This window comes from Sphingomonas sp. PP-F2F-G114-C0414, from assembly GCF_003688595.1.
Taxonomy (GTDB): domain Bacteria; phylum Pseudomonadota; class Alphaproteobacteria; order Sphingomonadales; family Sphingomonadaceae; genus Sphingomonas.
In genome coordinates this window covers 314,065-339,203 of sequence record NZ_RCWT01000010.1, presented here as the reverse complement: position 1 = coordinate 339,203, position 25,139 = coordinate 314,065, and the positions used below count along the sequence as shown (strand labels likewise).

16 protein-coding genes are annotated in these 25,139 nt (G+C 66.2%); 7 read left to right on the top strand and 9 right to left on the bottom strand.

Going from position 1 to position 25,139, the window contains the following annotated elements:
* Window positions 1-15: 15 nt before the first annotated feature.
* The 3 genes from C8J47_RS06540 to C8J47_RS06530 all read right to left on the bottom strand — a co-directional run bounded on the left by C8J47_RS06540 (window position 16) and on the right by C8J47_RS06530 (window position 5,173).
* Window positions 16-1,539 (bottom strand): tryptophan halogenase family protein, encoded by a 1,524-nt coding sequence (locus C8J47_RS06540; RefSeq protein ID WP_121884972.1) that lies wholly within the window; start codon window positions 1,537-1,539, stop codon window positions 16-18.
* Complete coding sequence (locus C8J47_RS06535) at window positions 1,536-2,258, bottom strand: DUF6445 family protein (RefSeq protein ID WP_147454293.1); 723 nt, start codon at window positions 2,256-2,258, stop codon at window positions 1,536-1,538. Before C8J47_RS06535 ends, C8J47_RS06540 begins: the two co-directional genes overlap by 4 nt.
* A gap of 71 nt (window positions 2,259-2,329) precedes the next feature.
* Entirely contained in the window at window positions 2,330-5,173 is a 2,844-nt protein-coding gene (locus C8J47_RS06530; protein ID WP_259467408.1) for a TonB-dependent receptor, read from the bottom strand.
* A gap of 203 nt (window positions 5,174-5,376) precedes the next feature.
* Between C8J47_RS06530 and C8J47_RS06525 the strand changes: the two genes are divergently transcribed.
* The 5 genes from C8J47_RS06525 to C8J47_RS06505 all read left to right on the top strand — a co-directional run bounded on the left by C8J47_RS06525 (window position 5,377) and on the right by C8J47_RS06505 (window position 12,717).
* Entirely contained in the window at window positions 5,377-6,084 is a 708-nt protein-coding gene (locus tag C8J47_RS06525) for a FadR/GntR family transcriptional regulator (RefSeq protein ID WP_056050470.1), read from the top strand.
* A gap of 168 nt (window positions 6,085-6,252) precedes the next feature.
* On the top strand, window positions 6,253-7,599 hold the full coding sequence (locus C8J47_RS06520) for a glycoside hydrolase family 27 protein (RefSeq protein WP_121884970.1): 1,347 nt from the start codon (window positions 6,253-6,255) through the stop codon (window positions 7,597-7,599).
* Window positions 7,596-9,080 (top strand): glycoside hydrolase, encoded by a 1,485-nt coding sequence (locus C8J47_RS06515; RefSeq protein ID WP_121884969.1) that lies wholly within the window; start codon window positions 7,596-7,598, stop codon window positions 9,078-9,080. The genes C8J47_RS06520 and C8J47_RS06515 overlap by 4 nt, the downstream gene beginning before the upstream one ends.
* 355 nt (window positions 9,081-9,435) lie before the next feature.
* A complete protein-coding gene (locus C8J47_RS06510; protein ID WP_183129040.1) occupies window positions 9,436-11,829 on the top strand; it encodes a TonB-dependent receptor in 2,394 nt (797 codons plus the stop codon).
* Between the two features lie 231 nt (window positions 11,830-12,060).
* Complete coding sequence (locus C8J47_RS06505; RefSeq protein ID WP_121884968.1) at window positions 12,061-12,717, top strand: hypothetical protein; 657 nt, start codon at window positions 12,061-12,063, stop codon at window positions 12,715-12,717.
* Between the two features lie 13 nt (window positions 12,718-12,730).
* Here C8J47_RS06505 and C8J47_RS06500 read toward each other — a convergent pair whose 3' ends face one another.
* Genes C8J47_RS06500 through C8J47_RS06490 form a run of 3 tightly spaced genes read right to left on the bottom strand, consistent with a single transcriptional unit; the run spans window position 12,731 to window position 18,596 of the window.
* Window positions 12,731-14,152, bottom strand: coding sequence for an efflux transporter outer membrane subunit (locus C8J47_RS06500; protein WP_121884967.1), 1,422 nt, complete (start codon window positions 14,150-14,152; stop codon window positions 12,731-12,733).
* Window positions 14,149-17,337, bottom strand: coding sequence for an efflux RND transporter permease subunit (locus tag C8J47_RS06495; protein ID WP_121884966.1), 3,189 nt, complete (start codon window positions 17,335-17,337; stop codon window positions 14,149-14,151). The genes C8J47_RS06500 and C8J47_RS06495 overlap by 4 nt, the downstream gene beginning before the upstream one ends.
* Window positions 17,334-18,596 carry an efflux RND transporter periplasmic adaptor subunit gene (locus C8J47_RS06490; protein ID WP_121884965.1) on the bottom strand — a complete coding sequence of 421 codons (1,263 nt, stop codon included), beginning with the start codon at window positions 18,594-18,596 and terminating at the stop codon, window positions 17,334-17,336. Before C8J47_RS06490 ends, C8J47_RS06495 begins: the two co-directional genes overlap by 4 nt.
* A 116-nt stretch (window positions 18,597-18,712) precedes the next feature.
* Between C8J47_RS06490 and C8J47_RS06485 the strand changes: the two genes are divergently transcribed.
* Complete coding sequence (locus tag C8J47_RS06485) at window positions 18,713-19,387, top strand: response regulator (protein ID WP_121884964.1); 675 nt, start codon at window positions 18,713-18,715, stop codon at window positions 19,385-19,387.
* A gap of 35 nt (window positions 19,388-19,422) precedes the next feature.
* Window positions 19,423-20,730, top strand: a complete 1,308-nt coding sequence (locus C8J47_RS06480) for a cell wall metabolism sensor histidine kinase WalK (protein ID WP_259467407.1) — start codon at window positions 19,423-19,425, stop codon at window positions 20,728-20,730.
* A 177-nt stretch (window positions 20,731-20,907) separates the two neighbouring features.
* Here C8J47_RS06480 and C8J47_RS06475 read toward each other — a convergent pair whose 3' ends face one another.
* The 3 genes from C8J47_RS06475 to C8J47_RS06465 form a co-directional block, all read right to left on the bottom strand.
* Window positions 20,908-23,106 (bottom strand): TonB-dependent receptor, encoded by a 2,199-nt coding sequence (locus tag C8J47_RS06475; protein WP_121884962.1) that lies wholly within the window; start codon window positions 23,104-23,106, stop codon window positions 20,908-20,910.
* 100 nt (window positions 23,107-23,206) lie between these two features.
* Window positions 23,207-23,629 carry a DUF2946 family protein gene (locus C8J47_RS06470; RefSeq protein WP_121884961.1) on the bottom strand — a complete coding sequence of 141 codons (423 nt, stop codon included), beginning with the start codon at window positions 23,627-23,629 and terminating at the stop codon, window positions 23,207-23,209.
* 257 nt (window positions 23,630-23,886) lie between these two features.
* Window positions 23,887-25,131, bottom strand: coding sequence for a histidine-type phosphatase (locus tag C8J47_RS06465; RefSeq protein ID WP_121884960.1), 1,245 nt, complete (start codon window positions 25,129-25,131; stop codon window positions 23,887-23,889).
* Between the last annotated feature and the right edge of the window lie 8 nt (window positions 25,132-25,139).

Genomic DNA, 25,139 nt, shown 5'->3' with positions numbered 1-25,139 from the left:
TCGGACATTATCGCTTTACGTCCGCGACGCAATCGCGCCGGCGCAATGACGCGCGATAAAGTGTGCGTGCGGCGGCATCCGCGCCGCCGCCGCCGCGGTCACCGCGGCGATCCGCGCCAGTCGGGCCTGTGCGTCGTCGATCGACAGGCTCGCCGCGAGCGGATCGAACCCCTCGGCGCGCAGCCCCTGCCCGTCCATCACCGCCAACCAGCTCGTCTTGCTGAACAGGTCGTCGGACTCGCGGAACACGCGTCCGGTCGCCTGGTAGATCCGGATACGTTCGGCGAGCGTCTCCGGGACCGCCATCGTCCGGACGTGATCCCAATAGGGCGTGTCGGCACGCTCGGTCGCGTGGAAATGGAGGATGATGAAGTCGCGGATGCTGTCATATTCCGCGGTCATCAGCCGGTTGTAACGGCGGATGTCGGCCGCCTCGAAATCGCGGTTCGGCAGCATCTCCAGCAACCGCGCGATCCCAGCCTGGATCAGATGGATGCTGGTCGATTCGAGCGGCTCGAGGAACCCGCTCGACAGGCCGAGCCCGACGCAGTTCTTGACCCAGAACGCATCGCGCCGCCCGGTGCGAAACCGCAGCGTCCGCGGATCGGCAAGCGGTTCGCCGTCGAGGCTGGCGAGCAAGGTCGCGGTCGCCTCGTCCTCCGACAGATGATCGCTGGAGAACACATAGCCATTGCCGGTGCGGTGTTGCAGCGGGATCCGCCACTGCCAGCCCGCGGCGCGCGCGGTCGACCGGGTAAACGGCGTCGGTGGCCCGTTCGACGCGGTCGGCACGGCGATGGCGCGATCGTTGGGCAGCCAGTGCGACCAGTCCTCGAAGCCGGTGCCGAGCGTCTCGCCCAACAGCAGCGATCGAAACCCCGAGCAGTCGACGAACAGGTCCGCCTCGATCCGCTCGCCCGACGCCAGCGTGACGGCCTCGATGAATCCGTCGACCGCCCTGAGCGCGACGTCGACGACGCGCCCTTCGCGCCGCACGACGCCGGCCGCTTCGGCATGCGTGCGGAGAAACCGCGCATACAGCGACGCGTCGAAGTGGAATGCATAGCCGATCCGGTGCAGCGGCGTGTTCCCGCCATCGGTCAGCGGCCGCATGAACCGCCCGTCCTTCGCCGCCTGTGCGCAGATCGAGTACGCCTCCAGCGGATCGGCCAGGCCTTGCGCGCGCAGCCGGTGCCACAATCCCTCGAACGGCACCGCGCCGATATCGGTGCCGTAGACGCCGAACGGATGAAAATAGCGCGTGCCCGGCCGCAGCCAGTCGACGAACTCGATCCCGAGCTTGAAGCTGCCCATCGTCGCCTTGACGAAGGCATCCTCGTCGATCCCGAGCAGCGCGTTGAACGCCTGGATCGGCGGGATCGTCGCCTCGCCGACCCCGACGGTGCCGATCTCCTCGGATTCGACCAGCGTGACCGCGACATTGTGCGTGCCAAGCACCCGCGCCACCGCTGCCGCCGCCATCCATCCCGCGGTACCGCCCCCGATGATCGCGATGCTGCGCAAGGCCCGATCGCTCATGCCGCGGTCCGGCCCGTGAGAAAGAGATTGCCGGTGAGGCGCCCGCGTCGCGGATCCGCCGCGGCGGCATCGACCGTGTCGATCAGCCCCGAATGCAGCAACGCGGCGCGGTAGAGGATCAGCCGGTCTGGCATTGCCGCGACTTCGTGGATCCGCGCGAACAACGGATCGTCGATCGCGCCGGGATAGCCGGTGGGGAGGTTGGCCGGGTCGGTCATCTCGTCGTCGAGCGCGGCCTGATACCCCGCCGCCCGCGCCGCATCGACGGTTTCGAACCCAGTGGCGCGGTGGCGAAAGAAGCCCGTACCGCCGTGCCGTTCGCCGCACAGATAATGCACCGTCGCGAACTGAAGCCGGTCGACAGCATCGACGTGCGGCACGCGCTGGTCCGGCGTCAACGCGGTCGGATCGGTCGTCACGAGCGAGAAATTGCCGCGCGCCCGCACCGGCATCACAGCGCCGACAGCGAAATACTCCGCGATCAACGGTAGTACGAGGCGGACCATCCGATCGATATAGTCGGCGGGCGCTGGCCCGAGCAGCCCCGGATAGCCGATACCGACCGACGCCGCGCCCGCGAATGTCGAGCGTGTCGCGGCATAATCGACCATGCCGTCGACGTTTCCCAACGCGCGATCGACGACGACCACGGGTTCGCGCTCGTTTCCGATATACTGGACCGACACATTGTGGTCCGCGGTCCTTTGCTGGATCGTCATGACCGAATTCATATCCGAAAAAATACCGGCGTGGCAGGGGAACGCCACGCCGGCAGAGGAGGACGGGAAGGTCAGTAGGTGGCGCGCAACGAGAAGCCGAAGCGGCGATCGTTGAGCGTGTACTGCAGCGGTTGGCTGGTCGTGCCGATATATGTCACGTTCATCCGGTTGGTCAGGTTCACTGCATCCACCGAGAAGGCGAAATGTTCGTTGATGTTGTAGCTGATCGAGCTGTCGAGCGAGGCATAGGGCTTCTGATACTGCGGGATACCGTTCGCGCCGCTGCCCGACGTCGTGTCAAGATACTTGCCGCGCCAGCTCCACGCCAGACGCGCAGTGATCGGACCCTTTTCGTACAGTCCGACCAGATTGTAGCTGTGCTTCGACAGCTTCTCGAGCGGCACCTGCGTCGGGATCGCCGACCCGGTGGTTGCGAACGGGTTCGAAACGCTGCTGTCGACGAAGGTGTAGTTGGCCTGGATTCCGAGGCCCTTCAACGCGCCCGGCAGGAAGTCGAAGAACTGCTGATAGGCGGTCTCGAAGCCCTTAATGTTACCCTTGCCCGTGTTGACCGTCGTGCCGATGTCGTAGGCGGTGCCGTTGAACGTCTGGACGACCGTACCGCCCGCCAGGAACCCGTCGACCTTCTTGTAGAACGCCCCGAACGTGAACGAGCCGGTCGGCGCGAAATACCATTCGAGCGTGCCGTCGAAATTGGTCGAGGTGATCGGCTTCAGATACGGATTGCCCGAGCCACCGCTGGGTCGGCCCGTGATCGGGCTCACGACCGTCGCCGCGTTGAGCGTGACGTTGGTCGACAGCTGATCGAAATTCGGCCGCGCGAACGATTTGCTGAACGCGAAGCGCGCCTGAAGCTTCTCGGTCAGATGCGCGCGCAAATTGAAGCTCGGCAGCGCCTTGGTGTATTGGCGGTTCACTTCGAGCGGCGCGAGCGTCCCGTCGCTGTTGAAGACCGTCCCCTGCGATCCGGTCTTGGTCTGCACCACACGCACACCTGCCGTGCCGTCGATCTTGAGCCCGGCGATCGCGGTCTCGTAGTCCGCCATCACGTAACCGGCGACGGTGCGCTCGGTCTGGTGATTGAGGTCGCCCGGGGTGAACGCGGTCTTCGACGTGCCGCCGAACAGCGCTTCGGTCTTGGTGATACTGTCGAACAATCCGCTGCCCGCGGCAAAGCTCGGATAGACGATCCCACCCGGCAGCGTCTTGCCATCGAAGAAGTTTTTCGAAGGCCCGCCCATCGTCAGTTCGGGATGCGCGGAAACCGGAACGAAGGGAATGCCAGCAGCTGACGAGCAGCTTGGATTGGGACCGGTCGGCAGCAGGCAATAGGCATTCCACGTGCCACGCAGATCGACGGTGCTGTCGGCATACCGCGCACCGATGCGCAGCTTTTGCAGTACGCTGCCTTCGACATCATATTCGAGGTCGTATTGCAGCGCGAGTTGGTCCGCATCGTTCCGCGTGATCGAATCCGCGATGTAGGTGAAGGCATAGTTGTTCGGATCCGCCAGCAGGCCCGGGTTGCGCACGTTCCACACCGGACGAGATCCGCGCAGATCGAAATCGACGATGCTCTGGTTCTTGGCCGAATACGGGGTCTGCCCGGTCTGGTCGTACAGCGAGACGACGAAGCCATTGCGATCGGCATCATAGGACGACTTCAGATACTGCGCATCGAACTTCATGTGCAGCCGGTCGGTGACATCCCACTTCGCATTCAGCGTATAGTTACCCGTCGTGTTCGTCAGATCCTGATCGTACCGCGCGGATTCGAACACTTGGTTCGACAGCGAACCCGACGTCGCATAGCCGGCCGAATCGAACGTGAACGCCGCGCCGTCGGTCGGCGTCGTTGCCGCGTTGCCGTTGTTGTTGAAGTAATAATATTTGCCCTGACGGGCGAACTTGTACCGCGAATAGAGCGCCTGCGCCGTCAACAGGAAGTTGGGCGCGGCCTGCCACTGGAACGCGCCGGCGATGCCCAGTCGATTGCGGTTGCCGCCATCGTCGTAGATCTGCTCGCCGAACGGCACCTGCGCATTGGCGGGGGCGCCGGGAATATTGCTGGTCTTCGGGGCGGGGCCGAACTGGCCGATCAGCAACGCGTCCTGGCGATAGGCGCTCTTTGCGTAACTGGCGTTGAGCAGGATGCCCATCTCGCCGACGCCGGTCTGGAAGCGGTTGCTGTATAGCGCCGATCCCGACCCGCCGAACTTGTCTGCACGGTCGTAATAATTGCCCTTCAGCGTGGCGCTGACCAACTGGCCCGGCGAATCGAACGGCAGGCGCGTGCGGATGTTGACGACACCCGCGACGTCACCCTCGATCGTCGACGAGGGCGGGTTCTTGAACACGTCGATACCCGACAGCAATTCGGGCGGCACCGCTTCGAGATCGAGCGTGCGACCGCCCGACGCGGAGATGGCAGCGCGACCATCGATGAAGTTGCTGACCTGGGTCAGGCCGCGGACGGTGATCGCCGGTTGCGTCCGGTGATCGAAATCGGTCGCGCCTTCGCCGTAGCGGCGCTGGATCTGGACGCCCGTGATCCGCTGCAACGCCTCGACCGTGTTGGCATCGGGAAGCTTGCCGATATCCTGCGCGTTGACCGAGTCGACGATCTGGTCGGATTTGCGCTTGATCGCCTGCGCGGACCGAAGGCTCTCGCGAACGCCGGTCACGACGATGTCGTCGTTCGAGACGCCCTGCGCGGCGGCCTGGTCGGCATTCAGCGTGCCACGCTGCTGGTCGGGGGAGGTCTGCGCGGGAACCGGCGGCGGCACGGGCGAAGGGGCAGTCTGCGCGAACGCCGGCGTGGCGGCAGGCATCGCGATGCCCGCGATTACGACCAGTGATCCGCCAATCAGCATGCGCGTACGAAACGGAACCATGTACGATCCTCCCCATCAATATACTGCCGTCACGTCGAGGGCCGAAACCCTGCTTGTCGGTCTGTTGTCTGACTTATTACCAACTTGGTATTGTAGGACAAGTGCTATTTTTTGTACGATGCGTGATCGCAGTTGCGGCACGGTACCAACGGTGGCTGTGTCGTGACGAAGCGTGCGACACAGCGTAACGGGGATGGATGGACATGGTTGACGCACCACGGGGACGGCCCTCGCACACGCAATTGGCGCGCGAGCTCGGCATTGCGATCGTCACCGGCGTGCACCCGGTCGGGTCGGTGCTTCCCGGCGAGCACGAGATCGCGATACAGCGCGGCGTCTCGCGCAGCCTCGTCCGCGAGGCGTTGCGGATGCTCAGCGCCAAGGGCCTGCTCGAAAGCAAGCCGAAGGCCGGCACCCGGATCCGCGAGCGTGCCTCGTGGAATCTGCTCGATCCCGACGTGCTCGCCTGGATGTTCGAGGGCGAGCCCGCGGTCGGCTTCGTCCACAGCCTGTTCCAGCTCCGCCTGATCGTCGAACCCGCCGCAGCCGAGTTCGCCGCCGCGCTGCGGACCTCGCGCCACGTATCTCGGATGGGGCACGCGTTGGAGCAGATGCAGGAACACGGTCTCGCCAGCCCGATCGGCCAGGCGGCGGACCAGACCTTCCACCACGTCATCCTCGAGGCGACGCAGAACGAACTGCTGGTCAGTCTGGCGGGCAGTATCGGCGCCGCCGTGCGGTGGACGACGATCTTCAAGCATCGCCAGACCCGCAAGCCAAGCGACTCGATGCCGCAGCACCGTGCGCTGTTCGACGCCATCGCCGAAAGCGATCCCGCGGGCGCGCGTGCCGCAACGATGGCACTGATCGCCCAGGCCCAAGCGGATACAGAATTGTCTTTGCGCAGCTGACTCCGTGCGAGTCGCCTGAAGAGCCATTCCCAGCTTCAGACCTGCCTCAAGCCCTGGCCCTCCATATACGCGCGACCACGTTGACCTTCCCGATCGACGCACTAGTCTGACAAGTCATGAAAAGGATCGCAGCCTCGAGCGCGCGACCTGCGAACGGGAGACGAGAGCATGACGATTACGCGCCGCACGATGCTGTCCGGCAGCGCTGGACTTGGACTCGCCTCGCTCGCTCCAGCCCCCATCGCCGCCAGGACCGCAGGGCCGACGCTCGCGCCGACCCCGCCGATGGGCTGGAACAGCTGGAACAGTTTCGCGACCACGATCACCGAGGCACAGGCGATCGAGACGGCGCGGATCATGGCGCGAACCCTGCTCCCGTCCGGCTACGACATCTTCACCGTCGACATCCAGTGGTACGAGCCCGACGCCAAGAGCTACACGTACAACGCCGCCCCAAAACCAAGCCTCGACGCCTATGGCCGCCTGATCCCCGCCCCCAACCGCTTTCCGTCGAGTGCCGACGGCACGGGGTTCCGCAAACTTGCCGACACGGTGCACACGCTGGGACTGCGGTTCGGCGTCCACCTGATGCGCGGCATTCCCCGCCTGGCAGTCGAGCGCGACCTGCCCGTACTCGGCACGAAGACCACCGCGCGCGCGATCGCCGACACGTCGAGCACCTGCCCGTGGAACCCCGACATGTACGGCGTCGACATGACCAGGCCTGGCGCGCAGGCCTACTACGACAGCGTGTTCGCGCTGTTCGCATCCTGGGGCGTCGATTTCGTCAAGATGGATGACATGAGCCGCCCCTATGATGCACACGCCCCCGAAATCGAGGCCGCCGCCGCCGCGATCCGCAAGACCGGCCGTCCGATCATACTCAGCCTGTCGCCCGGCGAAACCCCCGTACCGCGCGCCGATCACGTCGCCCGACATGCCCAGATGTGGCGGATATCGGACGATTTCTGGGACAGCTGGCCGATGCTGGAAGCGCAGTTCACCCGGCTCGAAAACTGGAACGCGCACCGGCGGATCGGCGGCTGGCCAGATGCCGACATGCTGCCGCTCGGTCGTCTGTCGCTCGGCGAACGCGATACCAAGTTCACGCCCGACGAACAGCGGACGCTGATGACGCTCTGGTCGATCGCCCGCTCGCCGCTGATCATGGGCGGCGATCTGCGTCATCTCGACGCGCCCACCCTCGCGTTGCTGACCAATCCCGAAGTGATCGCGGTGAATCAGGCGAGCCGCGACAACCAGCCGCATTTCGTCGCGGACGACACGCGCGTCTGGTCGGCGCGTCCTACCGCCGGTGCGGGCACCTATCTCGCGCTGTTCAATACCGGCAAGGCCGCACGCGACGTCTCGGTCGATCTCACGATGCTCGGGATCGACGGCGCCGCCAAGGTCCGCGATCTCTGGACCCGCACGGATACGGGTGTCGCCAAAACGCGCATCACGCGACGACTGCCGTCCCACGGTGCCGGGCTGTACCGGTTGACCGCGGCATGATCCGCCACCTGATCGCAAGCCTCGCGCTGGTCGCGACGCCTCTTGCCGCCCAAACCGTATCGTCCCCACCATCCGCCGAGCCGAGCGTCGCGCTGACGATCCGGCCGGCGGTCGATCGTCCCGGCACCGTGTTCGAAGGCTGGGGCACCGCGCTCGCCTGGTTCGCCAACGTCACCGGCGGCTATCCCGATGCAACGCGCGCGCGGCTTGCCGACCTGTTCTACGGCAAGGACGGCCTCGGCTGGACGATCGCACGCTACAACATCGGTGGCGGCGGTGCCGCAACAACTACGCCCTATCTCCGCACTGGCGCGGCAGTGCCGGGGTTCTGGCGCCAACCGGCAGGCGCGGTCGGGGCCGACTGGTGGCGACCCGACGATCCGGCGATGTGGAACTGGTCCGCGGATGCCAACCAGCGCTGGTGGCTCGACGCGATCCGCCGCCGCGTGCGGTCGCCGATCTTCGAGGCGTTCTCCAACTCGCCCCCCTGGTTCATGACCGTCAGCGGCAAAGTCTCCGGCGCAGTCAAAGGCACCGACGACAACCTCCGCGCCGGACAGGAGCGCCCGTTCGCCCAGTATCTCGCGCGCGTCGTCGGCGAGCTCGAGCGGCGCCATCACATCCGCTTCCGGACGCTGTCGCCGGTCAACGAGCCCAACACCGACTATTGGTTCGCGGCGAACACGCAGGAGGGCGCGCACTGGTCGCCCGCGCGCCAGGCGGCGATGATCGATGCCTCCGACGACGCGCTGAAGGCGGCGGGGTTGAAGACCCGGATCGCCGCCCCGGACGAGACCAATTCGCACCTCTTCGTGACCGATTGGGCCGGATATCCAGCCGCAACCCGCGCCCGGATCGGCCAACTCAACGTCCACAGCTACGGCACCGTCCACCAGACCGCGGTGCGCGATATCGCCCGCGCGTCGGGTATCCGGTTGTGGATGAGCGAAGACGACACACCGCTCGACAAGGACCCCGAATCCTTCTCCGACATGGCCTCGGCTCTGGCCTTTGCCGAGCATGTCGTCGGCGATCTCAAACGACTGGAGCCCGCGGCCTGGGTGTTCTGGCAGGCGGTCGAAAATCTCAGTGCGAAGGACGGCAAGCCCGGGTCGAACTGGGGGCTCGTCAAGATGGACCTCGCGGCCGCACCGTCCGCGCCGCATCCGATCCGGATCTCGCCAAAATACTGGGCGATGGCCTCGTTCAGCCGCTACATCCGGCCCGGCTATCGTCTGGTTCCGGTCGACGATCCCGATACGGTCGGCGCGATGTCGGCAGACGGGCGCAAGATCGTGCTCGTGCATGTGAATGGCGGATCAATCATGCGGCGTTTGTCCGTCGCGCTTCCGCACGCGACCCTGCGTGACATCGTCGTCACCGACGCGCGCCATCAGGCGGTCAGCGTCGGCGTTCCCCGCGACGGCAGGATCGATGCAGCGCCGAGATCGGTGACGACCCTGCTGTTCGACGCCGGCTGATCGAGCACGGATCGAGCTTCGGTTCGGACCGCTAAAATCCGCTCTGTTCTCCGTCATGCCGGACGGCTTCGACGACTATCCCTTTCGAGCAAGCAAGACGTGTGTCCCCGCGAAGGCGGGGATCCAGCCTGGACTCCCGCCTTCGCGGGAGAACAAGGAAGGGCATTGGCATGACGAAGAAAAGTGCTCTCAAACTGAACGTCGATCCGAACTAGGCGCCGCCGACACCCCCCGCCGCGGCCCTTCCAGGATAAAATACGATTGTCGCCGAAGCGTCATCGAAGCGTCGCGAGCCCGTAACGTCCGACGGCAATGGCGAACGCGAAGCTGCACTAGAGCGGCTTGGGGACACACCATGAACCGTCTTTCCAGCCTGCTCGCGGGCGCCGCCCCATATGCCGTCGCAGCGTGTGCGTTCGCCGCACCACTCTCGGCACAGACCGCCACCGATCCATCGGCCACGCTGGCGACCGACGCGTCGGCGACGGCAACGGCACCTGGAACGGACGGCGCGGGTGGCGACATCGTCGTGCTCGGGTTCGGCCAGAGCCGCCAGGTCCAGAGCGTCAGCGCCGCCGACATCGCGCGCCTGACGCCGGGATCTAGCCCACTGAAGGCGATCGAGAAGCTTCCCGGCGTCAATTTGCAGGCGTCCGACCCGTTCGGCGCGTATGAATGGGCGGTCCGCATCTCGTTGCGCGGGTTCAACCAGAACCAGCTCGGCTTCACGCTCGACGGCGTGCCGCTCGGCGACATGAGCTACGGCAACGTCAACGGCCTGCACATCAGCCGCGCGATCATCTCCGAGAACGTCGCGCGGACCGACGTCGCACAGGGTGCCGGCGCTCTCGGCACCGCCTCGACCAGCAATCTCGGCGGCACGATCGAGTTCTTCAGCGACAAGCCGCGCGACGTCATGAACGTCACCGGCGGCGGCACCTATGGGTCGGACAACACCTACCGCGCGTTCGCCCGGGTCGACAGCGGTGATCTCGGCGGCGGGCTCAAGGGCTATCTGAGCTACGGCTTTCTCTCGACCGACAAGTGGAAGGGCGACGGCGTCCAGCGTCAGCATCAGGCTAACGGCAAGATCGTCAAGGATCTGGGCAGCCTCGGCTCGCTGACGGCGTTCCTGAACTTCTCGGATCGCCGCGAGCAGGATTATCAGGATCTCAGCCTCGACATCATCCGCCGCCGCGGGCTGCGCAACGACAACATCGCCGACAACTACCCGTTGGCGCTGCAGATCGCGAAGGTCGCACAGAACCAGGCGGCAGTCGCAGGGGGCACCGCGCAACCCTGGGCTGGCGTCGGCACCACCTTCCCGGCCGGCTTCGGTACGGTCGATGATGCCTATTACGATGCCGGCGGTCTGCGCCGCGATTATCTCGGCGGCGTCACGTTCGACGCCAACCTGACGCCCGAACTCACGCTGACCACGACCGGCTATTATCACGACAACAAGGGTCAGGGGTCGTGGATCACGCCCTATTCGCCGACCCCCGCGGGCGCGGCGAACGCCGACGGCACGCCGATCACCGCAGCCAGCCCGCTCGGCTTCCGCACCACCGAATATGCGATGAAGCGCGGCGGTGCGCTCACCAACCTCGCCTACGTCCACGGCGCCAACACGCTCGAACTGGGCGGCTGGTATGAGACGAACACCTTTACGCAGGCGCGCCGGTTCTACGGGATGACCGACAGCGCCACGCCGAACCGCGATACGCTGGAGTTCCAGAGCAACCCGTATGCCACGCAGTGGGACGGCAAATACACCACCGACACGATCCAGTATCATGTCGGCGACACGATCCGACTTGCCGACGACCGTCTGGTCCTCAACGCCGGCTGGAAAGGGTTCTACGTCACCAATCGCGCGATCATGCTGCCCGCAACCGCCTCGCCACTGGCGGTCGGCAAGATCAGTGCGAAGGACTGGTTCCAGCCACAGGCCGGGATCCTGTTCAAGCTGACCCCGGGTGCCGAGCTGTTCGCGGACTATAAGGAGAACGTCCGCGCCTATGTCTCGTCAGCGACGACCGGTCCGTTCTCGACGACTCAGGCCGGGTTCGACGCGATCCGGGGCCAGCTGAAGCCCGAGCGGTCGAAGACGGCCGAGGGCGGGCTTCGCTTCCGCGAAGGCCCGTTCCAGGCGTCGGCGGTCGGCTATTACATCGACTTCTCGAACCGCCTGCTCGGCTTCTCCAACGGCGCCGGGATCATCGGCAATCCGGCGACGCTGAACAACGTCGGCAGCGTCCACACCTATGGCGCCGAGGTCGCGGTCAACTACCGCATCTTCACGCCACTCTCGCTGTTCGCCAGCTACTCGTACAACAAGTCGAAATACGCCGACGACGTGCTGTCGGCGAGCGGCGCGGTCCTCGTCGCGACCGATGGCAAGATGGCGGTCGACAGCCCCGAGCACATGCTCAAGGGCGAGATCGTCGTCGAACAGTCCGGCTTCACCGGTCGGGTCGGCGCGGATTACATGAGCAAGCGCTACTTCACCTATCTCAACGATCAGTCGGTGCCGGGCCGCGTGCTGGTCGATGCCAGCATCGGCTACCGCTTCGAGGGTGAGGGTGCGCTACACGGCGTGTCGATCCTCGGCAGCGTCACCAACCTGACCGACAAGAAGTATATCTCGACGGTCGGCACGAACGGGTTCACCGCCAGCGGCGACAACCAGACGCTGCTGGCCGGCACGCCGCGTCAGGTGTTCATCTCGTTGAAGAAGGGCTTCTGAGAACCGGGCGGATCACGTGTTCGCCGCGTGATCCGCCCGCTTTTATGGTAGGATGATAGGACGTTCGCGCGCCGCGTAAGGCGCTTGTAAGACGATCGCGGCATCGGGTGGCATCGTCGCGACGCGTCGTCGTCTGGCTCCTCGGCAAACCGGGATCCAACCGGCGGCGTATCCTCTTCGGAAGGCGAAAGACCTCGCCCCGTCGCGACATCCGTACCGAGGATGTTGTCCATGCCCGTCTGGCATACTCTGCAATCCGACCAGATCCTGGTCACGCAATCGGGTCTTCACGTCGCCGCGATGGTCCGGACGATCGCCGTGAAGGCCGTCCTAGATCCCGATGCCGCGACGACCATGATCGCCGAGCCGCTCGCCAAGCGTCTGCCGCATATGCCCGATCACGCCGCGCGGACCGCGACGACCGACGCGCTCCCGTTGCGCCCCACCATCGACGTCAAGCTGCGCGCGACGTATCGGCCGATCTCGCAGGCGAAGTTCGGCGCGGTCGCACCGGACGGCACGATGCTGGACGTCGGCCGCGATGTGCTGACGCAGGAAATGCTGCGGCTCGATTTTGGTACGGGCCGGATCGCTGCGGTAGGCAAATCCGACATGGCGTCGCTGGGCAACCGCTCCGTTCCACTCCGCCTCACGCTCACGACCGACGGCTACAGTGCGGCATGGGGTGATAGCCCGATCCCGTTCCATGCGGACGCGGCGCGCCAACCCTCGAGCGTCGTTCGTACCGTGACATACGGCGCGCTGACGCTTCCCGTCCATGACGATGGTCGAGGCGGGCGCTGGATCGGCTGGGATGCGTTTGCCGGCAAGCGGATCGTTCTCGACCTGCCGCACGCCACGATCTGGATCGAAAAGCCGGGCGGCTGACGAAGACGGGCGATCATCCGCCGACTACGCCGCCCCCGGCCGCTTGAAACAACGCCACCGTATCGGAGAGCCGGGCGGCACGTGCCTGCACCGCCTGCGATCGCGCCTGCGCGTCGGTCGCGGTCGCGTTGAGCAAGGCGGGCGTACCGACGTCGCCGAGCGCCAGCTGACGCCGCACGAAACCAAGCGCACGACCCGACGCATCGGTCGCGCGCGTCGCGGAGTCGAGCGCATCGGCATCGGTCCGCAGCCCGGTCAGCGCATCGGCCACGTCGCCGAACGCATCGAGCACCGCCGCCCGATACTGCGCCTTCGCCCCCTCCAGCGCCGCTTCGGCAGCACGCTGTTGATGACGAAGCGCGCCCGCATGAAAGATCGGCTGCGTAATTCCGCCGATCAGAGTCCAGAACGGGTTGCCACTCTTGAACATGTCGCCGAACCGTTCCGACGTCCCGCCCGCCGATCCGCTGAGCGAGATCGCCGGCAGGCGCGCGGCGATCGCGGTGCCGACGTCGGCCCCTGCCCCTTCGAGCTGCGCGCGTGCCGCCAGCACGTCGGGCCGACGCGCGACGAGATCGGAGGGCACGACCATCGGCAGGTCACGCGGCAGGGTCAACGAAGCTAGCGTCGGCAACGGCGGCAAGTCCGATCCCGCCGAGCGTCCGATCAACGTGCCGATCACCACACGCTGATGCGCTTCGGCGCGCACCAGCGGTGGCAGCGCACCCTCCGCGGTCGCCAGTGCGGCCTGCTGCGTCGAGACGTCGGCGGCACCGACGGCGCCGAGTTGCTGGCGCCTGACCAACGTCTGCAGGATGTCGCGATTGACCGCGATCCCGGTCTGCGCCGCGGCGATCTGATCGGCGAGCGAGGCGCGCTGGATCACCGCCTCAACCAGATTGGCGATGACCGTCGTCTTCGCCGCCGCCAGCCGCTGGCGCTGCGTCTCGGTCGCGGCGCGCGCGGAACGGATCTTCGAGCGGGTACCGCCGAACAGGTCGGGCGCGTAGCTCACCGTCACCTGCGCGGTATGCAGCGTGTAGAGCTGCTGGTTCTGGTCCGCGACCGCGGGCGACAGCGCGTTCGAGATCCGCGTGCGCTCCGCCTGATAGTTCACGTCGGCCTGAGGCAGCGCCGAGCCCGCCGTGGCGGAACCCTGCTCGCGGTACTGGCGGAGCGTGGCTTCGGCCACGGCGATATCGGTCGCATGCGCCTGCGCCTCGCTCACCAGCGTGTCGAGCTGCGCGCTGCCGAAGGTTCGCCACCACTCAGCCGGCACTGCCGCGAGCGTAGTAGCCTGCGCCGCGCCGCTGGACGGTGCGAAGGTCTGTGCGGCGAGGGTCGGCGGCACGCTGGCATGCGCGTCGAGATTGCGCGGGCCCATCGTGCAGGCGCTGGTGACGCCCGCAAGCAGGAGAATAGCGAAGCGCTTCATGCCGTGGCCTCCGTATGGCCGTCAGTATTGGGATGGTGCCCAACATCGCGCCCGTGTGCGCCACGATCCTCGGGCGGCACGCGTTTCGAAAAGCGCGCGATCAGCACCGGCAGCACCAGCAGGATCAGGATCGGCGCGAGCGTCATGCCCCCGACAACGACCAGCGCGAGCGGCTTCTGCACCTGGCTGCCGATCCCGCTCGACAGCGCGGCGGGGAGCAGGCCGATCGCCGCCACCAGGCACGTCATCACCACCGGGCGAAGGCTGTGGCGCACCGTGGTCGCGAGCGCATTCTCACGCGCGAACCCTTCGTCGACGGCGTGGTTATAGGTCGTGACCACCAGGATTCCGTCCATCACCGCGATCCCGAACAGCGCGACGAAGCCGATCGCCGACGAGATGCTGAACGCGGTCCCGGTCAGCGCGAGTGCGAGCACGCCGCCGATGATCGCCATTGGGATCGCCGAGAACGCCAGCAGGCTGTCGCGGATCGAGCCGAAGTTCGCATAGAGCAGCAGCAGGATCACCAGCAGGCTGATCGGCACCACCACTTCCAATCGCGCGACCGCGTTGTTGAGGTTGTCGAGCTCGCCCGCCCATTCGAGGTGATAGCCGGGTGGCAGGTGCACGGTCTGGCTGATCCGCGCATGCGCCTCGTCGACCGCACCGCCGAGATCGCGACCGCGGACCGAGAACTTGATCGGGATGTAGCGCTCCTGATGCTCGCGGTAGATGAACGAGGCACCCGTCGTCAGCTTGACCTCGGCGACTTCAGACAGCGGCACCTGGATCGTGCCCGCGCCATCGGGCGACGGCGCACCGATCGTGATCCGGCGGATCGCGTCGATCGTATCGCGCTGTTCGGGTTTCAGGCGGACGACGATCGGGAAGTGGCGATCGGTGCCCTTCTCGTACAAATCGACGTTCGACTGCCCGCCGATCGCCGCGGCGACGGTCGCGTTGATGTCGTCGGGGGTCAGGCCGTAGCGTGAGGCACGCGCGCGATCGACGTCGATCCGCACGGTAGGTTGGCCAAGCGACTGGAACACGCCAAGGTCCTCGATCCCGCGGACCTTGCCCATCTGAGCCTTGATCTGGTTGGCATATTTCTCGAGCGTGGTCAGGTCGGGGCCGAACAGCTTGATCGAGTTCGCGCCCTTCACGCCCGACGCCGCCTCCTCGACGTTATCCTCGATGATCTGCGAGAACGAGAAGTCGACGCCCGGATATTTGGCGCTAAGCCGCTTCGACAGTTCCTCGGTCAGCGTTTCCTTGGTGACGCCGCTCGGCCAGGTGTCGAACGGCTTTAGTGGCACGAAGAACTCGGCGTTGAAGAACCCGGTGGAGTCGGTCCCGTCGTCGGGGCGGCCATGCGCGGACAGGACCGCCTGCACCTCGGGATATTGCGTCAGGATGCGGCGGACGCCGTTGACCACCGGCTGCCCCGCCTCGAGGCTGACCGACGCGGGCAGCGTCGCGCGGATATACATGTTGCCCTCTTCGAGATGCGGCAGGAACTCGATCCCGAGCGAACGCACGCCCACCATAGCAACCAGCATCAACAGCAGCGCGCCACCGATCGCGACGACCCGGTTGCCCAGCGCGAACGCCGCCGCCGGCTCGTAGACGCGGCGCAGCTTGCCGACGATCCACGTTTCCACTTCCGACAATTTGTCGGGCAGCAGCATCGTCGCCAGCACTGGCGCAACCGTGAAGGTCGCGATCAGGCCGCCGGTGATCGCATAGGCATAGGTCTTCGCCATCGGCCCGAAGATGTGGCCCTCGACACCGGTGAGCGTGAACAGCGGCAGGAAGCTGGCGATGATGATCGCGGCGGCGAAGAAGATCCCGCGGCTGACCTCCGAGCTGGCGCCCAGCACCGCCGAAAAGCGGTTGGCCAAGGTATAATGGCCCTTGCCGCTTTCGACATGCGCGGACCGCTCGACCATGTGGCGGAAGATGTTCTCGACCATGATCACGCAGGCATCGACCACGAGCCCGAAATCGAGCGCGCCGACCGAAAGCAGGTTCGCGCTTTCCCCCTGTAACACCAGGATCAGGATCGCGAAGGCGAGTGCGAACGGGATCGTCGCCGAGACGATGATCGCGCTGCGCAGATTGCCCAGGAATATCCACTGGAGCGCGAAGATCAGCAGGATGCCGACCACCATGTTCTCCAGCACGGTGTGGATCGTCAGGTGAATCAGGTCGGAGCGATCGTAGATCCGGTCGAGATGCACGCCTGGCGGCAGGATTCCCGACGCGTTGATGTCGGACACTTCCTTCTGCACGGCGAGGATCGTCGGCATCGACTGCGCGCCACGCTGCATCAGGACGATGCCCTGGACGATGTCGTCCTGGTCGTTGTAGCCGGCGATGCCGAGCCGTGGCGCGTTGCCGATGCGGACGTGCGCGACGTCCTTCAACAACACCGGCTGGCCGCCGCCGGTGCCGACGAGCACGTTCTCGATGCCGCCGACCGACTGGATCAGGCCGATGCCGCGGACGATCGCCGCCTGCGCACCGAAGTTGATCGTCTGGCCGCCGACATTGCCGTCGCTCTTGGCGAGCGCCGCCAGCACCTGCGACACGGTCACGTTGTGCGCGGCAAGGCGATCATTGTCGATCACCACGTCGTAGGTGCGCAGCTTGCCGCCCCAGCCGGTGACGTCGATCACGCCCGGGATCCGCTTGAACCGGCGCTGGAGGACCCAGTCCTGCAACGTCTTGAGGTCCATCACCGAATAGCCCTTGGGCGCGGTGATCTTGTAGCGGAAGATCTCGCCGACCGGGCTGGTCGGGGACAAAGTTGGCTGTGCACCACCCTGCAGCGGAGGTAGCTGCGAGAGGCGGTTGATGACCTGCTGCTTGGCCTGATCGTTGGTCAGGTCGTAGCTGAACTGGATCTTGATGTCCGACAGCCCGAACAGCGAGATCGCGCGGATCGCGGTCAGATGCGGGATGCCCGCCATGCCGACCTCGATCGGGATGGTGACGTTGCGCTCCATCTCCTCGGCCGACAGACCCTGGGTCTGGGTGATGATTTCGACCATCGGCGGGACCGGGTCGGGATACGCCTCGATGTTGAGATTGTAGAAGCCGACGCCTCCCGCCACCAGCACGGCGACGAAGATGCCGACGATCAGCAGCCGCTGACGCAGCGCGAATTCGACGATCCGGTTCATTCGCCGAGACCGGCTTCGTTGACGAACAGCGCGCCAGCGGTGACGATACGCTCACCGGACTTAAGGCCCGCAGTGATCGTGACCTTGCCATCCTGCTCCTCGCCCGCGGTGACTTTCCGCGCAACCAGCAAGCCGTCGGGCCGGACCACCCACACGCGCGCATCGTCGCCTTCATGGATCACGGCCGCCGCAGGTACCAGCAACGCGTCGCCGCTGTGCGGGCGCTGGATCGAGAAGCTCGCGAACATCTGTGGTTTCAGCGCGCCGTCCGGGTTGGCGATGGTCGCGCGCACCGGTAGGCGGTGGCTCTGCGGATCGAGCGCGGCGCCGACCAGATCGATCGTCGCGTGGAAGCTGCGCCCCGGCAACGCGGGCGTCGTCACCGTGACGCTGTCGCCGAGATGCACAGCGCTGGCATCGCCCTCGGCGAGCTGCGCGATCAGCCAGACGCGCGACGGATCGGTGATCGTCATCACCGGCTTGTCGCCGCCCTGCGACAGATACTGCCCCGCCGATACGTCGCGCGACGCGATCAGACCGGAGATCGGTGCATGCAGCGTCGTCACGTCGTGGATGCCCGAAACTTCGCCAACATTCTCCAGGCGCGCGATCTCGCCCTGCGACTTGCCGAGGATCGCCAACTTGTCGCGGGCGGCACCGAGCGACGCGGCGGCCGTGCGTGCGGTCGCCTGCGCGGCGGCGAGATCGGTCTTGGCCTGCTGATAATCCTTCAGCGCGCCGCCCGCTGTCTCGTAGATCTGCCGCTGGCGGTCCGCGGTACGCTCCGCAGTGGCGAGTTGCGCCTGCGCGTTCTGCGCGGCGGCACGCGCCGCGAACAACCCGCTGCGTGCATCGACAAAATCGCTCGTCTTCACCAGCATCAGCGGCTGGCCTTGCGTCACGCGCTGCCCGGCATCCGCGAGCACGCGCACCACCTGCCCCGAATAGGGCATCAAAACCGGCGTGCTGCGATCGCCATCGACCGTGATCGCGCCGCTCGCCAACGTCCGCGCATCGGATGCGCCATAGCCGACGCGCATCGTCGTCAGCCCGGCCATCTGATCCTTGGTCGGCCGGAACGTGCCGGCAGGCGACACGGGCGCAGGCGCCGGCTCGTGATGCGTAAGCTTGCCGATCAGCACGACGATCAACACTAGCCCGACGATCACGCCGGCCGCGATCCCCAGCCAGCGCATCTGCGCGGATCGCGAGAGCGAGCGAGTCGGGGGGAGCGTTTCAGGTGTCGTCGATGCGTGCATAATCAGCCCCTTGGGGATTAGACTGGAGCCGGTAGCGTCGCTGGCTTACAGCGCGCTTACGGATGCTGCACTGCACCGAAACAGGCGCGACATGGGCACCGGACAGGGGGGCATCGATGCGGATATTGCTGATCGAGGACGACCGCGCGCTCGCCGACGCCCTCACGGCCGCGTTGTGTCCGCGCGGCCTGTCGGTCGATCTGGCCCGCAGCGCCGACGAAGCCGACGCCTTTCTGCAACAAGCCGATTATGCCGCAATCCTGCTCGACCTCGGCCTGCCGGACGAGGATGGGCTGGCGCTACTCCACCGGATGCGCGCACGAGGCGATACCCGCCCGGTGCTGATCCTCACCGCACGTGGCACGATAGACGCACGGATCCGCGGGTTGAACGAGGGCGCCGACGACTATCTGGTCAAACCATTCGACGTTGACGAATTGCATGCCCGTCTGCTCGCCGTGCTGCGCCGCCAGGGTGGGTATCTCGGCCGGTCGCTGACGTGCGGACGGCTGACGTTCGATCTCGAAATCCGTGTCGCGCATGTCGAAGGCACAACGATCGCGCTATCGGTGCGCGAGACCGAGTTGCTCGAACTGCTGCTGCGGCGCGCGGGCAACGTCGTGCCCAAGCGGATCGCCGAGGACCATCTGTTCGGGCTCGGCGGAGACCTCGGCTCGAATGCGGTCGAAGTCTATGTTCACCGCCTGCGGAAAAAGCTCGACGAGGCGGCGAGCGGCACGCTGATCGAGACGGTGCGCGGCGTCGGCTACATCATCGTCGCCAAGCCATGAGCCTGCGCCTGCCGCGATCAATGCCCCACTCGCTTTTGGGCCAGTTCATAGCGCTCCACATCGTCACCGCGCTGGTGGCGACGATCGCGCTGTCGCTCGGTGTCGCGATGCTGCTCCACAGCACCGCCGACCATTACCAGCGGCGGCTGCTCCGCCAGCAGGCCGCGATCGTCGCGAACGCGCTGCCCGCGTCCACCGCCCTGCGCAGCGATGCCCTGACCGACGGCATGGCGGTCGCGCTCATCGACCGCAATCGCGCGGTCATCATGGCCAAGGGGCCCGCCCGTCCGCGGATCATCGCGGCGGCACCGATGGACCACGGCGCGCATTTCTTCCGCCGCGGCGTGATCAAGGCGTACAGCGTGCCGATCGCCGGGGGGCGCTGGATCGTCGCGTCGCAGGACGGCGCGGCACCCGAGGTCATTACCGACGATATCGTCAGCGCCTTCCTCAAACGCTTTGCGCTCCTGGTGCTGCCGATCGCCGCGCTGGTGCCGTTGATCGGCGCGCTGCTGACCCGACGCCTGACGCGACGCATGGCGGCGGTATCGGCCACCGCCGCGGCGATCGGTCCACGGACCTTGGGGACACGGTTGCCGCTTGGAACGCTGCCATCCGAAGTCGAACCGCTAGCCGCGGCGACCAACGAGGCACTCGATCGCCTGGAACAGGGCTTCAAGGCACAGACCGCGTTTGCAGCGGACGTCGCGCACGAACTTCGCACGCCGCTGGCGATCGTCAGGCTGCGCGCGGATGCGATCGATGACGATGCCATCAGAGGCGGCATCCTTGCCTCGGTCGATCGCGCGGCGCGGGTCGTCGGCCAGCTTCTTGCGCTGGCGGATCTCGAACGGCCGATCGAGGACAGCGGCGAACCGCTCGATCTGGCTGCGTTGGCCATCGCCGTCGTCACCGACCGCGCCGCCGCGATCATCGCCGGCGGCCGCAGCATCGCGCTCGACGATCGCTGGACGGGTAGTACGACCCGCATGTTCGGCTATCCCGGCGCGGTCACGCTCGCGCTCGAAAACCTCGTCGACAACGCCGCGCGCCACACGCCGATCGGCACGACCATCACCGTGCGTATCGGACCAGATCGGTGTCTGTGCGTGTCGGATGACGGCGACGGCGTGCCGCCCGAGCACCTCGCGCGATTGAAGGACCGGTTCTGGCGCGCTGATGGCGCTCTTGCGGAAGGCTCCGGCATCGGCCTTTCGATCGTCGATAGGGTCGCGCGCGCGCACTGCGGCGTATTTGAAATTTCGCCCGGACACTGTGGCAAAGGGCTGAGTTTCGCGATGATTTTCGATCGACCAGGCTTACCGAAAGACGCCGACGCCTGACTGGTAGGCGGTCAGCACTACCCGTGCCTATCGTGCCGCCGCCGCCAATTCATGCCGTGCGACGTCGATAGTTTCCTCGCGGTAATGGTGGCTACCGACGACCGGGATTCGTCGAACCCCGGTCGTCGAGCGCCAGGTCGGCGACACGGTCCACATGGAACCGTATCGCCGCGGGTATCAGAAGCTCTTGCGAATGCCTCCGAAGAAGCCCCGCCGCGCGCCATATTGCGGGGCACCGACCCCGACCCCCGATCCGTCGCGCAGCAGATAGGTCTTGTCGGCGATGTTGGTGACGTTGAAGCTGATCGCGACGCCCTTCAGCACACCCGGCCCGTCGATGTTCTGCGTGATGCCGAAATCTGCCGTGAAATACGACGGAAGCTTGCCGCCATTGGGCACGATCCCGGCCGGGTCGTCCGCGCGCAGGCCGTCGCCGTAGAGCATCGTCACCGACGGGACGAGCTTGCCGAGGCCATCCTGGATCGACACGCTGCCGCCCGCCGAGCCGGTCCAGCGCTGCGAATGGTCGGTGAAGATATAGTGATTGGCGATGTAGGCGATTTCGTCGGGCTGGAAGAAATACTGGCTGGAGACGATGTTCCGGCCCTTCTCCTGCCCGCGCGCGACGTTGGCATACAGGTCGAGCGGCCCTTTGGTGTAGCTGGCCGTAACCTCGGTCCCCCACGCATAGCCCTTGGCGTAGTTGAACGGCGACAGCACCAGCGACGGCCCGAACTGGCCCTCATCGAGCAGGTTGCGCTTGATCTTGTAATAGGCGTCGACGCCGAGCTTGAACGCCGACCCGAAGGTGTGCTGGACCCCACCGTCGAAATAATGCTCGCGTTCGGCGCGCACCGGGTCCGCCGTCGTGATTGCGGTCGCCTTGGTCGTGCCGGTGAACAGCGCGAGCGTAGGCGACGCGATCAGCTCCTGCGGTGGTGGCGTGAAGTTACGCGCATAGCCGACATGGAACACGGTGCTGCCGTCCGCCTTCCACACTAGATTGGCGCGCGGGCTCAGCTGCTGCTCGTCGGAATAGGCGCGAACCGCGTCGAACCGCGCGCCATAGTTGAGAGTCAGCGTCGGGGTCAGCGACCATTCGTCCTGCAGATACACGCCGTAGAGCTGCCCGGTCCGGCCGCCGCGATCGTTGATCGTCAGCGGCACGTCCGACGTCTGGGCCCCGGAGTCATCGACCGTGAAGACCCGCGAGGTGACGTTCGATCGCGTCCGCTCGTTCTGGAAGAACAGGCCGAAGCGCAGGGTATGGCTGTCGGACAGCTTGTAGCTGCCGTCGGCCTGCACGCCCGCCGTCAGGCTCGACAGACGCGACGTGTCCGCAACCCCCGCAAGGATCAGGTCGCCACCCTGCGGATCGGGGGTGAACCGGGTCTGCGAATAGCGAATGAATGGCGCGATTTGGAAATTGAACGCATCGCCGGCATATTGATAGGCCAGCACGCCATAATGCGTGATCTCGCGCTGGTTCTGGTCGAGCTTGGCGGAGTCGTACGTCGACTGACCGTTGAGCGTGTACGCCGGCGCCTGCCCCGGATTGTTGGGAATCTGGAAATACCCGATCGACGTGCCGCCGAACGCGGTCAGCCGGCTCGTTTCGGACAGGATGTCGGACACATAGCCGAACCCACGATACTGGCGCGTATGATCGTGGATCGCATCGCGCGAAGCGGTCGGGTTCTCGACGCCGAGGTCGTTCTCGAGATAACTGCCCGACGCGAAATAATTGAGCCCGCCGCTCGATCCGTGGACACTTGCAGTCGGCTGGACCGTACCGCGACTGCCGCCGTAGAAACCGAGATCGCCACCATTCTCGAACGCGCCGTTCTCGGTCTTCAGATCGATCACGCCCGATGTCCGATAGCCGTATTGCGCGGGCAGCGTGCCGGTCAGCAGGTCGATCGACTTGGCGATGTGCGGATCGAACGTCGAGCCGAAGCCCGAGATGCTCTCCGGCACGATCACGCCGTTCAGCCGGTATTGGAGATTGGCGTGCTCGTTGCGGACGTGGATCGCCCCGTAGCTGTCGAGCGTCACGCCCGGTGCCTGGAGGAGAACCTGCGCCAGGCTGCGATTGAGCCCGCCCGGCTGGCGCTCAAGGAGCGCGCGATCGAGCGTATAGTCGCTCGACCCCAGCGAGGGAAGGATTGCGTCGCGGGCGGCATCGAGCCGCCGCGCGGTCACGACGATATCGCCGCCGACAGCCGGAGCAGGAGTCGCATCGGCGGGCGGGACCGGGGTATCGGCCTGCGGTGCGGCGGTCGTGTCGGCGGACGCGGTCTGTGCCGACACGCTGGCGGGAACGAGCAGGGCGAAAGGCGCAGCCGTGGCCACGCCCAGCAGAAGAAGATGTCGCATTTTTGAAGAGCTCCAAGAACCTAGAGCGACGGATCGCGCTTGCGCGACGCCGACGCAGTACGGACCGGCGTTCGTCGACGCCGCACCCGCGAAAACAGTGTCAGGCTTGGAGGGGGAGCGGTGGCGCGCGGCTGCGCCAGGCGTGGGAGCGCACGTTGCGGACGGATACCGATTGCAACAGCGCGGCGAGCCAGATCTTGCTGGTCACGGGGGGGAGAAAAACAGTGTCTTCGGGCAGAAGGAAGGCGTCGGCGTGCGCCTGCTCCCAGCATAACGGGCAATCCGAGTCGTCCTGCTGCGTCGAGCCGTCATCGGCTGCACCGGTAATGGCCTGCGCCCCGGCGGCGTGGACGATCGGCGCCATGTTCCGGTGAACATGCGTATGCGCCTGGATGACGAGACCCTGGACGAGGATCGCAAACAGCGCAGCGACGAGCATGGCGATGCGGAACACGCGACTGTTCGCCTGCCGAAGCAGCGTGCCCTCAGGCCGCTGCCCGATCTCGCATCCGCCCGCCGTCACGGTCAGTGCGTACGTGTGATGTTGTAGTGTAACATTCGAGCGGCCCGTATACGCCAATCCGCTGGTCCGCAAGCGCGCTCGCGGATCTGGAGTGTCGGGCCCCTAAACCGATATTGCGTTGCGGTACAGGATCGATGCGGCAGGGTGGCGATTAGCTGGCCCAGCGGATCATCACTGGCGCCCGCTACTCTTCCTCCATGCCGGAAATGGAGGTGGAAGGGCCAACAGGATTTCGCGCCGTTCCGAGTCTGCCCGCCTTACCCGACCTGCCCGACCAGCCGCTCGTTCATCAGCGTCTCGAAGGCCGCCAGCGTACAGAGCCCGCGAACCCCGCGCGCGGAACAGCCGACGATCGGCATCACGGTGCGATACGGTTTCGCCGCACTACCCAAAGGCGTGAGGTTGCGGATCTGATCGAGCGTCTGCGAGCGATAGACCGCACGGACGTAAAGCTTTCCCCGCTGATCGGCGAGCCGCTCGAATAGGATCGCACCACCCGGCGAAGGATCGTCAGCGGCCAGCCCCGGCACACGCCAGTGCAGGTCGAGCAGACCGCCCAGATTGGAGACATTGGTGTCATGACCCGACAGCATCGTGATCGCCGGCGCATCCTTGCGCGGATCGCTGATCGCCTGCCGCATCAGACCGCCGATCCCCGACAACCCCCGCGCAGCAACATATTGCGGTCTGGCGACCAGGCGGAATTCGACCGCGTGCAATTCGGACGCGCGGGCGATGTCGGCAGCGGTGGCACGCCCCCAGCCGACCTCGCGCATCGGCTTGCCGTCCGCATATTCGAGCAACAGGATCTGAGCGACGGTCGAGGCGCGGTCGAGCGCCCCGGTGAGCTTCGGCCGTGCGCCGGACTTGAGTGGCGCCAGCGTCGACGGCTCGCGGGTGACGCCGCACGCCGATTTCGCCGCGCCGCATAGGATCGCATCGATCCGCGACAACACCGGCCGCAGGCGACGCTCCTCGCCCGCGATACCCGCCGGGCCGATATCGTCGAGCACCGCCGCGCGCGCCTGCGCCGCATCGAACGGCACCGCGCCTTCGTCGATCGGCGAGAACACGGGATCGCCGACATCTTGTGGGCGATGCGCGATATCGAGCGTGCATCCGGGCGCGAACGCGGCGCCCCAAGTTTGGGCGGTCGCGATCGTCCGCTGGTCGCTGTCCGCGATGATCCGCATCGTGCCACATCCGGTCCGCGAGAGCACACCGTCTGCGATAAAGGCGGCGCGATCGGCGGCCGCCAGCAGGCGCAATGCGTCGGCGCCGTGCGGGGTCAGATAGCCCGGCTCGACCGGCCAGGCGGGCCACGCTTCGGCGGCCGTCCCCGCGGGCATCGGCGGCGACTTGGTCGGCGGACGAACCCCGTGACGCATCAGCATCACGACCCGGTCGACATGCAACCCGGCGGGCACCGCCGCCTGCGCAAACGCGGCAGATCCGGTCGAAGCCAGCAGGATCGCCGCGGCGGCGGAAAGGATCGATCGCATGGCAGAAT

What these genes read in the sequence shown, in the direction of transcription:
- C8J47_RS06540 (WP_121884972.1), bottom strand. Translation starts at nt 1,539, where the DNA reads ATGAGCGATCGGGCCTTGCGCAGCATCGCGATCATCGGGGGCGGTACC.
- C8J47_RS06535 (WP_147454293.1), bottom strand. Translation starts at nt 2,258, where the DNA reads ATGACGATCCAGCAAAGGACCGCGGACCACAATGTGTCGGTCCAGTAT.
- C8J47_RS06530 (WP_259467408.1), bottom strand. Translation starts at nt 5,173, where the DNA reads ATGGTTCCGTTTCGTACGCGCATGCTGATTGGCGGATCACTGGTCGTA.
- C8J47_RS06525 (WP_056050470.1), top strand. Translation starts at nt 5,377, where the DNA reads ATGGTTGACGCACCACGGGGACGGCCCTCGCACACGCAATTGGCGCGC.
- C8J47_RS06520 (WP_121884970.1), top strand. Translation starts at nt 6,253, where the DNA reads ATGACGATTACGCGCCGCACGATGCTGTCCGGCAGCGCTGGACTTGGA.
- C8J47_RS06515 (WP_121884969.1), top strand. Translation starts at nt 7,596, where the DNA reads ATGATCCGCCACCTGATCGCAAGCCTCGCGCTGGTCGCGACGCCTCTT.
- C8J47_RS06510 (WP_183129040.1), top strand. Translation starts at nt 9,436, where the DNA reads ATGAACCGTCTTTCCAGCCTGCTCGCGGGCGCCGCCCCATATGCCGTC.
- C8J47_RS06505 (WP_121884968.1), top strand. Translation starts at nt 12,061, where the DNA reads ATGCCCGTCTGGCATACTCTGCAATCCGACCAGATCCTGGTCACGCAA.
- C8J47_RS06500 (WP_121884967.1), bottom strand. Translation starts at nt 14,152, where the DNA reads ATGAAGCGCTTCGCTATTCTCCTGCTTGCGGGCGTCACCAGCGCCTGC.
- C8J47_RS06495 (WP_121884966.1), bottom strand. Translation starts at nt 17,337, where the DNA reads ATGAACCGGATCGTCGAATTCGCGCTGCGTCAGCGGCTGCTGATCGTC.
- C8J47_RS06490 (WP_121884965.1), bottom strand. Translation starts at nt 18,596, where the DNA reads ATGCACGCATCGACGACACCTGAAACGCTCCCCCCGACTCGCTCGCTC.
- C8J47_RS06485 (WP_121884964.1), top strand. Translation starts at nt 18,713, where the DNA reads ATGCGGATATTGCTGATCGAGGACGACCGCGCGCTCGCCGACGCCCTC.
- C8J47_RS06475 (WP_121884962.1), bottom strand. Translation starts at nt 23,106, where the DNA reads ATGCGACATCTTCTTCTGCTGGGCGTGGCCACGGCTGCGCCTTTCGCC.
- C8J47_RS06465 (WP_121884960.1), bottom strand. Translation starts at nt 25,131, where the DNA reads ATGCGATCGATCCTTTCCGCCGCCGCGGCGATCCTGCTGGCTTCGACC.